The 12455-nt window shown below is 46.4% G+C and carries 12 protein-coding genes; 8 read left to right on the forward strand and 4 right to left on the reverse strand.

The window, feature by feature from the left end; translation table 11 throughout:
• The first annotated feature begins 1 nt into the window (after position 1).
• The 6 genes from K2Q26_08765 (at position 2) to K2Q26_08790 (ending at position 6757) form a co-directional block, all read left to right on the forward strand.
• Entirely contained in the window at positions 2-424 is a 423-nt protein-coding gene (locus tag K2Q26_08765) for an NfeD family protein (protein ID MBY0315597.1), read from the forward strand.
• 41 nt (positions 425-465) lie between these two features.
• Positions 466-1386 (forward strand): paraslipin, encoded by a 921-nt coding sequence (locus K2Q26_08770; protein MBY0315598.1) that lies wholly within the window; start codon positions 466-468, stop codon positions 1384-1386.
• Between the two features lie 192 nt (positions 1387-1578).
• On the forward strand, positions 1579-1953 hold the full coding sequence (locus K2Q26_08775; protein ID MBY0315599.1) for a hypothetical protein: 375 nt from the start codon (positions 1579-1581) through the stop codon (positions 1951-1953).
• 75 nt (positions 1954-2028) lie between these two features.
• A complete protein-coding gene (locus tag K2Q26_08780) occupies positions 2029-2385 on the forward strand; it encodes a hypothetical protein (GenBank protein ID MBY0315600.1) in 357 nt (118 codons plus the stop codon).
• Between the two features lie 47 nt (positions 2386-2432).
• Positions 2433-3662, forward strand: a complete 1230-nt coding sequence (locus tag K2Q26_08785) for a TolC family protein (GenBank protein MBY0315601.1) — start codon at positions 2433-2435, stop codon at positions 3660-3662.
• On the forward strand, positions 3659-6757 hold the full coding sequence (locus K2Q26_08790; protein ID MBY0315602.1) for a CusA/CzcA family heavy metal efflux RND transporter: 3099 nt from the start codon (positions 3659-3661) through the stop codon (positions 6755-6757). Before K2Q26_08785 ends, K2Q26_08790 begins: the two co-directional genes overlap by 4 nt.
• On the opposite strand, the gene K2Q26_08795 is transcribed toward K2Q26_08790, so the two are convergent.
• Together K2Q26_08795 and thiL are read right to left on the reverse strand one after the other, a co-directional pair.
• A complete protein-coding gene (locus K2Q26_08795) occupies positions 6749-7216 on the reverse strand; it encodes a PilZ domain-containing protein (GenBank protein ID MBY0315603.1) in 468 nt (155 codons plus the stop codon). The two genes, K2Q26_08790 and K2Q26_08795, sit on opposite strands and share 9 nt — an antisense overlap.
• Before the next feature lie 79 nt (positions 7217-7295).
• Positions 7296-8288, reverse strand: coding sequence for a thiamine-phosphate kinase (gene thiL, locus K2Q26_08800; GenBank protein MBY0315604.1), 993 nt, complete (start codon positions 8286-8288; stop codon positions 7296-7298).
• 53 nt (positions 8289-8341) lie between these two features.
• On the opposite strand from thiL, the gene K2Q26_08805 reads away from it, so the two are divergent.
• The gene (locus K2Q26_08805) at positions 8342-10123 is read left to right on the forward strand and encodes a DUF885 domain-containing protein (GenBank protein ID MBY0315605.1); all 1782 of its coding nucleotides are present in this window, start codon (positions 8342-8344) and stop codon (positions 10121-10123) included.
• Positions 10120-10707: a pyridoxamine 5'-phosphate oxidase gene (gene pdxH / locus K2Q26_08810; GenBank protein ID MBY0315606.1), complete on the forward strand. Its 588-nt coding sequence runs from the start codon at positions 10120-10122 to the stop codon at positions 10705-10707. Before K2Q26_08805 ends, pdxH begins: the two co-directional genes overlap by 4 nt.
• Here pdxH and K2Q26_08815 read toward each other — a convergent pair.
• The gene (locus tag K2Q26_08815; GenBank protein MBY0315607.1) at positions 10704-11519 is read right to left on the reverse strand and encodes a hypothetical protein; all 816 of its coding nucleotides are present in this window, start codon (positions 11517-11519) and stop codon (positions 10704-10706) included. The genes pdxH and K2Q26_08815 overlap by 4 nt on opposite strands.
• On the reverse strand, positions 11516-12454 hold the full coding sequence (locus K2Q26_08820; GenBank protein ID MBY0315608.1) for a hypothetical protein: 939 nt from the start codon (positions 12452-12454) through the stop codon (positions 11516-11518). Before K2Q26_08820 ends, K2Q26_08815 begins: the two co-directional genes overlap by 4 nt.
• Position 12455 lies beyond the last annotated feature (1 nt).

A 12455-nucleotide genomic window follows, 5' to 3' on the forward strand; every position in this document is an offset into this window, starting at 1 on the left:
TATGAGTTTACCTATTTTATGGGTGGTCATTGGAACAGTTTTACTCGTTGCGGAAATGATGACGGGGACGGTGGTCTTAGTCTTCTTTGCACTGGGCGCTTTTTGCGCGAGCCTATCGACGCTGTTACTCCCAGAGTCTGCGAATCTTTCGTATCTCGTTTGTGCCGTGGTGTCCGTCCTTGGTTTTTGGCTTTTAAGAGATCCCATTAAGACAAGGTTGCTTAAGAGCACTAAACTCAGTGTGGATGTGGGCAAAGAGATCTTAATTGATCAGAATATCCCTCCTTATCAGCAAGCACGCATTAATTACCAAGGGACTACGTGGCAGGCGAATAACATCGGTATGGATGAGATTTGCCAGGGAGATCGCATCACTATCGTGGGTATTGATGGGAATATATTATTAATTCGAAAAGTGAACTAAGTTACGTTTTTTAACTCAGAAATTTATAAAGGAAGGAAAAAATGGAAATCGTTTCGATTGCAATTTTAATTATCGTGGTGGTGTTTTTATCAATGTTGGTAAAAATTGTACCTCAGCAGAGCGCGTTTATTGTGGAGCGCTTTGGAAAATATGATCGCTCGTTGGAGGCCGGATTAAGTATCATCATCCCGGTGTTTGATCGTATCGCTTACAAACATTCTTTAAAGGAGATGGTCTTAGATATTCCTCCGCAAATCTGTATCACCCGCGATAACGTGCAGGTGAGTATTGATGGTGTGATTTTCTATCGTGTGATGGATGCGAAAAGTGCATCTTATGGTGTCAATAACTACGAGCTTGCCATCATCCAGTTGGCGCAAACCACCTTGCGATCGGAGATCGGGAAGTTGGATTTGGATAAAACTTTCGAAGAGCGTGAAAAGATCAATAACGCCGTCATTACGGCTCTGGATCACGCCACTCAGTCTTGGGGAGTGAAGGTTCTTCGCTACGAAATTAAAGCGATCATTCCTCCACGAGATATTTTAGATGCCATGGAAAAACAAATGCGCGCCGAGCGAGAAAAACGCGCCAGTGTTTTAACGTCGGAAGGATCGCGGGATTCAAAGATCAATACCGCCGAGGGTGTGAAGCAAGAAACCATTAAGCACTCTGAAGCGGAAAAGCAAAAGAAGATCAACGAAGCCGAAGGTCAAGCTCACGCCATCATCTCGGTCGCTAAGGCCACGGCGGAAGGTATTCGTGTGGTCGCCGAAGCTTTGGCGAGCAAGGGCGGCACCGAGGCCGCTTCACTAAAAGTGGCGGAAGAGTATGTCAAACAATTGGGAAATATGGCGACCAATTCGAATATGATGATTGTTCCGGCCAATGTGTCTGAGCCTTCGTCCATGATCGCGTCGGCGTTTAGTGTTTTCGAAAATATGAAGAACAGACAGCCGTAAGCTTCATTTTTTGTCTTGCGGGGAGGTCCTCCCCGCAGACATAATACTTTTTACTCTGCTCCTCCTTAATAAATCTAGATAATCTTCAAAAACTTCAATCCGACAGAATTCGAGTTCAACAGAATGGAGTTCCCCAGTTATAAATTCCCCTGTTGATTAGCATTCAGCTAGAAACAACAAGGGGAGAATAATATGAAAGCTATATTAGGCTTAGTTTTGCTATTTTCGTTTTCGGCTCAGGCCGACATCATTAAATGTACATTCACCGAGCCGTTTGTCAGTTTCGACTACAGCATGACTCAAAGTTCGATGACCATTACCGATAGCAGTGCTTATCCTACTCCAACGGTCACGACGGTCAAGAATGTGTCTTTCCAGATTCTCGCCCCCGGGAGCTTCCAGCTCCGTGATAAGAAAAATAACGTTCTCGTGGAGCTCACTTTAGATTTTAAAGGTTCTGACGGAATGAGCGACAACCAATATCCGTACACGGCGTACTGGAAATCATTGAGCCTTTGGGGTGGTTGCTCTTCGAACTTCTTGGCGACGAAACCTATTTTATACTAATTTTTAGAAGACCAGCGGCTCGATGCGAGCCGCAGAGGGGTCTGCCAGGTTTATCGTTGAATAGTTACTAAAATTGTGGCAGTATTTAAAATCATGTACATCCGAGTCGTTTGCAGTCTTTTATTGGTTGTTTTTTCGTTCTTCTTTCTGGAGGACGTCTTAAGCCCGCATTTCGTTGCGGACAATGGCCATTTTGAAGAAACTCTCTGCTTTGATTCGACGCCGGACCATCCCTGTCCCTTTGCGGACCACAATACGTCTTCGGGGGCGCATCACAAGGAAGCTCATTTTGGACATATCCAGTTTGTTCTCTCGAGAGTGAACATCCTCCTTACCGCTTCAGCGCATATTTTTTTAAAGAATTCGATTTACGAGTTTCATCTTAAAACCAGTCGACCTCCTGTTTTAACTCAGCCTCCAATCCTAGCTTAATTTTAACATTGAGTATTTCCCGTTAAAATTTAAGCGAAAGGACGAAGATGAAGTCTTTATTTTTATTTATCTATTTTATAGGTGCATTTGCGTCTGCGGAGACGGATGTCCCTCTCCAGCAGTTACTTAAAACTTCCGTCGAGCAGAGTTTGTCGGTCCAATCTCAAGGCTTGGACGCCCAATCCAAAGGGAGCTTGGTGCAATCCAGCGATGCCTGGATGAACCCGCAAATTCTGTTGGAAACACAGAGAGGCGATGACAATACGGCGTCACCGATCAATAATTTTAAAGCGACATTGCTCCAACCGATTTCTACTCCTTGGTCTTTGCGGATCAAGAAGAACTTGGCGCAGTCGACTTTAGCTATTAGTGAACATCATTACGAGGACGAAGCCTTCTTGACTCAAGTGAATATGATGAAGTCGATCTTTGAGTATACAGCCCGCAGGGAGATCCTTCGCTCGATGGAAGAGCGTGAAAAGCGATTTCAACTCCTGCAAAAGTACATATCCACCCGTAAGCATCTGTCGCCGCAAAAAGCGGCGGAGTCGCTGATTGTTTCTAACAAAATCTCTGTCATTCAAAAGGAGATTGCGGTGGCTCATGCTCACTTGCAGCACATCTGGAATAAAATGAATCTTCTGTTGCGGTGGGAAAAACGCGAGACGTTTCCTCGCTATGAAGTGAAGGCTCCTTTAGTATTAAATCGTGAAGAGTTGTTAAGTAAACTCGAAGCGCAAAACCACGACATTGAATTGGCCGGACTCGAGCTCACTCATGCCCAACAGGTTCGACAAATGGAGAGTTGGCAACGCTGGCCCGACATTGCACTGGCGGCGACAAAGGTCAAAGGCCGCGACGGGAATCCTGAGGATAACTACTCCTTGGGCGTAAATATCAGTCTTCCGTTATTCAACTTAAATCGGCACAAGACCAAATCTGCTGATTTTCAAGTTCAAGCCTCTGAAAAAAAATCTCAGCTCGTCCGACAAGAAGTGCGACTTTCATTAGACGAGGCTTTTGATAATTATAAAGTTCTCAAGGAGTTTTTAGATAAATATCCCACGGCGCAACTGACTCGTTTGCAAAGGGATATAGAGACGGTGGTGACGGGATTTAAGCGGGGACAAGTGGACCTCCTCACTTTCTTCGAGGCCGATACGAGCACATTCGAAAGGGTTCAGCAAGTTTGGATTTTGCAGAGCGAGTTCGTCAATGCGGTCGCAGACATTTCGTTTCTCACCGGAGAAATTTTAAGCGTTGAAGGTAAAAAATGAAGACTTTTTTTGAAACTCTACTCCGCCGTCGTTTACAGGTGTTTTTCTTTTTTGGTCTACTCGTTGCTTTGGGAATTTATCTTTTACGGCACCTTCCGGTGGACGCCGTCCCCGATATCACTAACGTTCAGGTGATGATCAATTCCAAAACCGGATCGCTCGATCCCGAGCAGATCGAAAAAACGGTGACTTTGGCCATCGAAATCGAGATGGCAGGTTTACCGGGACTTCAAGAGATTCGTTCGATTTCCAAGTATGGGCTGTCTCAAGTGAATTTAATTTTTGAAGACGGGACGGATCTCCATCAGGCGCGGGTTTTAACCTCCCAACGCATGCAAAAATTAAGTAGCGTACTTCCCCGAGGAGTGACTTCCGAAATGGCACCTCCGACCACGGGTTTAGGTGAAGTTTATATGTACGTTCTTAAGTCCAAGCCCAATTCTCCAAAATCCTTTAATGAACGGTTAATTGCTCTCAAGATGTTTCAGGACAAAGTGGTCCGACCAGAATTAAAAAAGATCCCCGGTGTGGGAGATATCGATACCAACGGTGGGTATGATCGGGAGGTGCATCTTAAGCTCGATCCTCAAAAAATGCAGAATTATGGCATCCGCATCGATCAAATCGCCGAAAGAATTAATACGCTCGGTGAAAATTTTGGTGGAAGCTACATCGAAAGAAACAAAACCCAGATCATTGTAAAGACCTCCTCTCCGGTGGATTCCTTAGAGGCGTTAAAAAGAATTCCCCTTAGAATCGGCTTCGCGGGAAAGGATATTTTGCTCTCAGATGTGGCCGAAGTTTCCTTCGGTAAACCCCTGCGCGTCGGTGCCGCCACGGCGTTTGGCGACGAAGTCGTTCTGGGAACCGTACTGATGAATGTGGGTGCGAACTCTAAAGCGGTCGCAGAAGGCGTCGATGAAAAGATAAAAACAATAGCTTTGCCCGAGGATATTGAGTTGCACACCGTTTACAGCCGAAGCTATTTGGTGAATCAAACGATTAAGACGGTGTTTAAGAATCTTTCCGAAGGCGCTGTGCTCGTGATCTTAGTTCTTCTCATCTTTCTAGGAAGGATACCCGTCGCCCTATTGGTGGCCATGGCAATACCCCTATCGATGGTTTTTGCGGCAATCAGTATGCGCGAATTCGGAGTGACGGCCAATTTGATGAGCTTAGGCGCTTTAGATTTTGGTTTATTGGTCGACGGCTCCGTGGTTTTTGTCGAAAATATTCTTCGCCGGATTCAGGGAAGTAAGGACAATCTTAAAGAAAAAGTGATCGCTGCCAGTGTCGAGGTGTCTCGCCCGGTCTTTCTTGGACTGGTTATTATTGTCCTTGTCTACGTACCTATTTTTGCCTTGGAAGGAACTGAGGGCAAACTTTTCTATCCCATGGCACTAACGGTGATCTCCGCTTTAATTGGGAGTCTGGTGGTGGCATTCATTTTGATGCCTGTGCTCGGTTACTCACTAGTCCAAAGATTTTCTTTTAAAGAAAGTAAGGAGACGCGGATATTTGCTTGGGCCTCATCTTTTTACAAAAAGACTCTCGGTGAAATTCTGAAGAAGCCCGCTCTGTTGCCCGCAATTGCTGTTTTTATTTTTGGTATTGCTGTGATCGGTTTTTTTAAAACGGGGTCAGAGTTTGTTCCTCAGCTTTCTGAGGGCGATTTGGTGTTGGGTATTGCTCGCGATTCCAAAATCTCTCTCACTCAGGCCATTGAGGAACAAAAAGAAGTGGAAAACGTGATCGCGCAGTTTCCCGAGGTCGAACACGTATTCTCTCGCATCGGAACTCCAGAGTCGGCGACCGATCCCATGGGTGTCCACTTGGCCGATACTTTTATAATTCTCAAAAAAGGGTTTAGCGGTCGTCAACCCGATGAGCTCATTTCAGATCTTGAAAAATCAATTCACGAAAGATTTCCGTCCTCGGAGATCAGCCCCACTCAACCTATCGAAATGCGTTTTAATGAGATGCTTGAGGGGAGTCGGGCCGATATTTCCCTTCGCTTTTACGGACCTGATCTTAAACAGCTTTTGCAATACGTCGAGAAGTCCGTTGAGATTTTTTCTCAAATGCCAGAAATCCGAGAGGTCCACTTGGATGCATTGACGGCGTTGAAAGAAAGCCCGGCCATGGATGTAAAGCTGGATTTTAAAAAGATGTCCGATGCGAATGTTTCCTTGGAAAGTGCCAACGTAAATCTCCGCTCGTTTATGGCGGGTGAACCCCTGGGCTTCTTCACGGATGGGATTTGGCGCTATCCGATTCTATTACGGCTTGCAGACGATTATCGCGAGGATCCTCAGGCGATCGAGAAATTACCAATTTCAACGATGGATGGAGGCACGATTCCACTCAAGTCGATTGCGCAGATTCAGATTGAAGATCGAGTGACGACCATCGCCAGGAGTTTTGGTCAGCGCTATGGCGCCGTCTCTATATTCCTAAAGGGGACGGATATCAGTGGAGTCGTGGCTAAAGCTAAAGATCAGTTGAACGAAAAGCTAAAGGTTACGTCTGAGTATCGCATGGAGTGGGGTGGGCAATTTAAAAATTTAGAACGCGCCCGCCAGAGACTGATGATTATTATTCCTTTTACCCTACTGATTATTTTCCTTTTAATTTGGAACAATTTTCGAAGCCTTCCGGTCACGTTTATTATCTTGTCGGCGGTCCCTTTTGCAGTCAGTGGCGGATGGATTGCTCTCTGGATTGCGCAGATCGATTTTAGTGTTTCGGCCGCGGTGGGGTTTATTGCACTGATGGGAATTGCAGTGCTCAACTCGATGGTGCTTATTGAGTTTATTTTACATTTGGCAGAATCGAAACCCATGGATGAGGCTGTCAGCGAGGGAGCCTTTGCGCGACTGCGTCCGGTGCTGATGACCGCGCTTGTTGCGGCTTTTGGATTTTTACCGATGGTGTTTGGGCATGGTATCGGCTCCGAAGTGCAAAAACCTCTCGCGACCGTTGTTGTTGGAGGAATATTTACGGCAACGCTGTCGACTCTTTTTGTGGTTCCCTACCTTGTCAAAAGATGGGGTTTGTCGATTCAAAGGGATATTTTATCTCGAGAGTTAGAATAACCAGTAGGCCAAGCCCGCAGCGCTTGCGATCGCCACAACGGCGGTGGTGAGAAGGCGGGCTTTTTTATGCATCCATGTCCAACGCAGTTTCGTGGCCAGTTGTTTGCGATAAAATTTTCCTTGAAGCTTTTTAAATTCTCGAGCCAGGCCCACGCGGATAATTTCGGCCTGCTTATCATGAAGTTTAATAAATTTAACACCGATCAATTTACAGTTTTTTTCAAAAAAATCAGATTCGATGATGGTATAATTTTGCACGCGCAAAACTTTCCCGTAACAGGCAACGGCAGTTCCGTTCGGAGGAGTGAATTCCACCATAATCACTTCGTTGACATTTGGCGTATCGAGATAAGGCACCGTGAATGCCATGCCGGTTTCTGAGATATTAATAATTTCTGTAAAGAAAGATCGATGTCCTTTGGGATGCGAGGCATAGCGAAGGACTTTTCGGTCTTTCATTTGGAGAACATATCTTGGAGATCGGGGATATAAGATTTGCGAACTTTCACTACTCATCATTCTTATGATGACAAATAATTTAGCCTTTGTTCAAGGTAAAAGGATCCCAGCCTCTTACAATTAGCTCTTCGATCTGCTTTTCGATCTGTACAAAAATTTTCGGCTTGGAATGCGCCATGGTGGCGTATCCTACAGCATGCAGACCATGGTCGAGGAGAAATTTTCGAGGCGTTTTGGGATGAACAGTTGCGAGGAGGTGGTAATCTTCGCCCCCGTGGAAAATGAATTCGTCCATCGAAAGTTTTTTGTCTCGGCAGAATTTTTTTAGGGCCGGCGAGTATGGAAGTTTTTGTTTTTCTATAATCAGATTGCATTTTGAATGCTTAGCTAATTCTCCTAAGCTAAAACTTAAGCTATCGCTGATGTCGGTGGCCGATGTGAGATAGTTTTTTTGAGCCAAAATTTTTGCGATCTGGATTTGAGCGGTCGGTTTCTTAAATTTTCGAATGAGGGACGGAGAGTTCCAATGCTTCTGAATGCAGAGGTAGCCTGCCGCCGCTAAGCCGGTCGGTCCAGTCATAACAATTAAATCTCCCGGTTGAACGCCTGACTTTAAAGCAGGTTGCGAACTGGCACCAATCACACAAAAATCAAAATAAGTGGAGGGGGAGCGACTGATATCTCCGCCCACTAAGGGGACTTGATATTCCCGACATGCTTTTTCGATTCCTTTGAGTGCGCCTTTGATCTTTTGATCCTGCGATCGGGGCCAAGCCGCCGATGCCATAAGAGAAATTGGTGTGGCCGCCATCGCAGCGATGTCGCTTAAAGCTTGAACCACCGCTTTACATCCAATCTCTGCCGATGACATTTGGTCCCAAGTAAAATGAGTGCCTTCGATGAACTGATCCGTCGTCATCACTAAGTTTTTAATGGGGGGAGTTGGCACTATGGCGGCATCATCGCCGATAAGCCGATAGCCTGTTTTGCGGCTGATTTTTTGAATAAGCTTTAGGAATTCGGCCTCGGTCGTCATGGGAGGTATTGTGACAAAGGACAGCAAAGATGTCACGGATCTCGTTTTATGTTAAACACATCGGTCTACACGGAAGAAAGAGGCAGCTTATGAGTCGATTCCATACATCTATCTTATTTTTTACTTTAATGACTTTTGCGTCCTTAGTCGGCTGTAGTTCTTCGTCAAAGTCTGTACAGGTTCCTCAGAAGTTGAGGCCCTTCGAAAAGTTCTCCAACGAGTTTTTTAACGAGCTCCAGAGCCTCAACCCTAGTTTTGCGGTGGGGATAGGTCTCCATCAGTATGACGACCAGTTGACGATTCCCGATGATCAGTATCGCCAACGTATGCTCGATTTCTATGCTCAAAGCAAAACCAAACTCAAAGGCTTCGATCATTCTCAGCTCAACTCTTCCGAACTTATGGATTATCACTTGATGTTGAATTACCTGGAACGTGCGGAGTGGAGTTCAAATACTTTTAAAAGCTGGCAGTGGGATCCTTCCAATTACAATCTCGGAGAAGACATCGCTCTTGTTTTAGAAAGCCCACAGAAAAGCGAAAAAGAAAAAGCCTTAGCCGTTTCTAAAAAGATGGCATTATTCCCCAAATACTACGAAGCGGCGCTCAAGAATATTTCTAAGCCCACGCGCGAGCATTTAGCTCTCGCCATCAAGCAAAACAAAGGGACGGTGGAGTATCTTAAGAGCACCGTACAGTCCAAGAGTCGCTCGCTTCGCGGTGACCCAGAGAAAGAATTCCAAACTCACTTGAAAACAGCCGTTGAGGCCACCGAGAATTTTGTGCGAGATCTGGAAAAGCTCAATGAGTCCGCTTCTAAATCTAAATTTCGAAGCGCCTACCGTGACTTCCGCCTCGGTCAAAAGCTCTATAGCGAAAAATTTAGTTTCGATTTGCAGTCGAGCTTCACCAGTGAGGAGATCTACAAGCGCGCTCTCAAAATGCGGCAGGAAACTCATTCCTCGATGGCTAAAATTGCCGACGACCTGTGGCCGAAGTATTTCCCAGGTCAAAAGCCTCCTAAAGATTCCATGAAAAAAATGAGGGAAGTGATCGCTAAAGTCTCTCAGAATCACGTCAAAGCTTCGGAGTTTGTTCCGACGATTCAAAAGCAAGTCCCTGAACTCTGGGATTTTGTCGTCGCCACAGATTTGATGACTCTGGATCCGAAGAAAAAGCTACAGGTTCGTGAAACTCCGACCTATCAACGCGGCTTTGCCGGAGCGAGTGTTGATTCTCCCGGTCCCTATGACGGTGATCGAGAAACCTACTATAACGTCACTCCGCTGGAGGGAATGACTCCCGAGCAGGAAGAGAGTTATCTGCGGGAGTACAACAATTATACTTTGCAGATTCTTAATATCCATGAAGCCATCCCTGGTCATTACGTCCAACTGGTCTACGCCTCTAAAAATCCAAGCTTGGCCAAAAAGATCTTCGGCAACGGAACGATGGTCGAAGGCTGGGCCGTCTACTCGGAACTCGCGATGATGGAGGCGGGCTACGGGAATCGCGAGCCGGAACTGTGGCTGATGTATTACAAATGGCGACTCAGAGTGATCACGAATACGATTCTTGACTACGGTCTTCATAACTTGAATCTCTCCAGAGACAAAGCGATTCAGATGATGGTGCGCGATGCTTTCCAGGAGCAAGAAGAGGCCGAGAAGAAGTGGATTCGTGCGGGAGTTTCTCAGGTTCAGTTGGTCAGTTATTTTGCTGGCTTTGTCGAAATTCTTGATTTTCGTGAGGAATTAAAAAAGAAAATGGGTGATAAATTTAATTTAAAACAATTTCATGAGAAATTTTTAAGTTACGGAAGCGCCCCTATTAAATATATTAAAGAACAAATGCGAAAAGAGATGTTATGAGCTTAGGTGCAGACCCCTATTTAATATTTAAAGAATGGATGGAGACGGCGGAGAAGGCTGGTGTCATCGAGCCGAATGCAATGGTGATATCGACCATCGATGAGCAGGGCCAGCCGGATTCGCGGGTGGTTTTATTAAAACGGACGATCGATGGAGTGTTCTATTTTTTTACCAATTATAACAGTCCCAAATCACGGCAGCTCCTGAAGAACCCAGTCGCCGCTTTAAACTTTCACTGGAGATTTCCGGTCAGTCGCCAGGTGCGCATCAAAGGGACGGTGATGAAGGCCAGCGCGGAAATTTCGGATGAGTACTACTCAACACGATCTCGCGGCAGTCGCATTGGCGCTTGGTCCTCTCCGCAAAGTCAGCCCATCGAGAACCGCAAGGTGCTCGAAGATCTGGTAAAATCCTTCGAAGAAAAATTTGCGGACCGCGAGATCCCTCGGCCTGAATTTTGGGGAGGATTTGGAATTCGCCCGACGTCCATTGAGTTTTGGGAAGACGGTCAATATCGACTTCATACTCGATGGAAGTACGTCAAAGACGGGGATACGTGGAAAGCCTCCATGTATGCTCCCTAATCTAGTGCGGATCGTAACTCCTCTGCGATCTCTTCGCTGAGGGGTGTACGGTCGAGGCGATGGAGTAATCGTCGATAGTTTTGACGATTGCTTTCGTCGACGAAGGGTTTAAGACTTTTTGCGATTTCGACCGCAGCATTCACGCTGCCCTCGACAAGCACCGACGCGAACACCTCATCCATACGGTCTCTTTGCGAGGGCTGATCGATACGGTGAAGCTCTTGCATGGCGAGAGAAATACTTTCCGGATGATAAAATAAAATCACATGATTCAATATGGGCTCCACGAGAGTTGGATCGGCGGTCTGGGTGGATAATATTCGCAGAGCCTCCATTTTAACTCCTGCGGATTCGAAGGGAAGAAATTCTTTAAGGAACGGAGCTATTCGATCATCTTTATAGTTGTGTCTTAAAACCCAGCTTCGTAAGGTGCGGAGAGTTTTGGTGATGTCCTCATACACGGCGATTTCGTAGGACTGCGGGTCAGATTGAGGATATTTGCAGTTTCTTACTTTAAGGCAGTTTCTCAATGTTTCTAATTTTTGTTGGAAAAACGCATAAGGTTCGGCAAAAGCTCTCTGCATCTGGAGCTGTAGAGGTTGAGTCACCCTTGCAGAGGGAACGGCCACTTGAGCCGATCTTTGAGAGTTTGTTGCGGTCCCAGGATCTTTCGACAGTTGTGCGGACCTAAACTGAGCTTGAGGAACAGATGGAAGTGGGGTGTGTCGGCTTTGAGGAGCTGGTGAATTCCATTGGATCAGAAGGAGCGAGCCCGCGGAAATCATCCCCAGCGGGAGTAGGTAGTGTTTCATACCACATCTCCTTTCAAAGAATCTCTGTGAATGGAATAATCGTCGATCACGGGACGTCGATTTTGAGTGGGTCTCGGACGGGGCAATGGAGCTCGTTGGGGTGGCGTCGATGGATAGGATTCCATGCGAGGAGCGGCGAGCGAACTGGTCTCGGCCCGCGTTTCAACAGTGGAAGAGATGAAGCGCGACCAATCCTTTTGTTGATGCTTCACCCAAAACTGTTGATCGTTTCGCGCCCAGCGATGTCCTGGGTTGGTCCATCGACATCGCGATGCGGGTCCGCCGTTGTAGGCACTATAAGCGGAGCGATTGACAGTTTCGATATTGACTGGATTTGAAGAGCAGGGGGAGCGAATACTTTTTTGTCGGCCATCGTAAAGAATGTCCATGGCGTAAACCATATGCCGTTGAAGATCGTAAACTTTGCCAGAATTAATAAAGACTCCGTGAGATCTGTTATCAATTTGCATCATGCCATGGCCATGATCGTGATCGCCTTTAAAGAATCGAAAGAGTTGATCCCGTCCTAATCGGTAATGAGAAAAATAGCTCTCTTGATGAGCGGTAGCGAGCACCAGCTGGATCCAACCCTCAACGTCGACTGCGGACGCTTGCGGCTCTCTTCGTTGCAAGTAGGCGGTTGCGGTCTCGTTGATGTATTTGTGCATTTCGCGCATGTAGCGAACGCGTTCTGCGTCCTTGGACGCGTTATCATCAAACGTCACTTCGTTGTAACGGTCGCGAAGGGGAGCTGCATGTTCTTGTGGGAATCCGCAACTGAAGGGAGCGGCGCCAAACTGCCAAGTTCCGCTGAGTCGTTGAGGACAGTTGCGATTGTTTTGCGCGCGTCGACGATTGCGTTTGGCCTCTGACGAACCACACGCCATGGTTATACTTGCGATGATGATCAATGAGATCCAATATTTCTGTGACACC

The sequence above is a fragment of the Bdellovibrionales bacterium genome, from assembly GCA_019750295.1.
Lineage (GTDB): Bacteria > Bdellovibrionota > Bdellovibrionia > Bdellovibrionales > JAGQZY01 > JAIEOS01.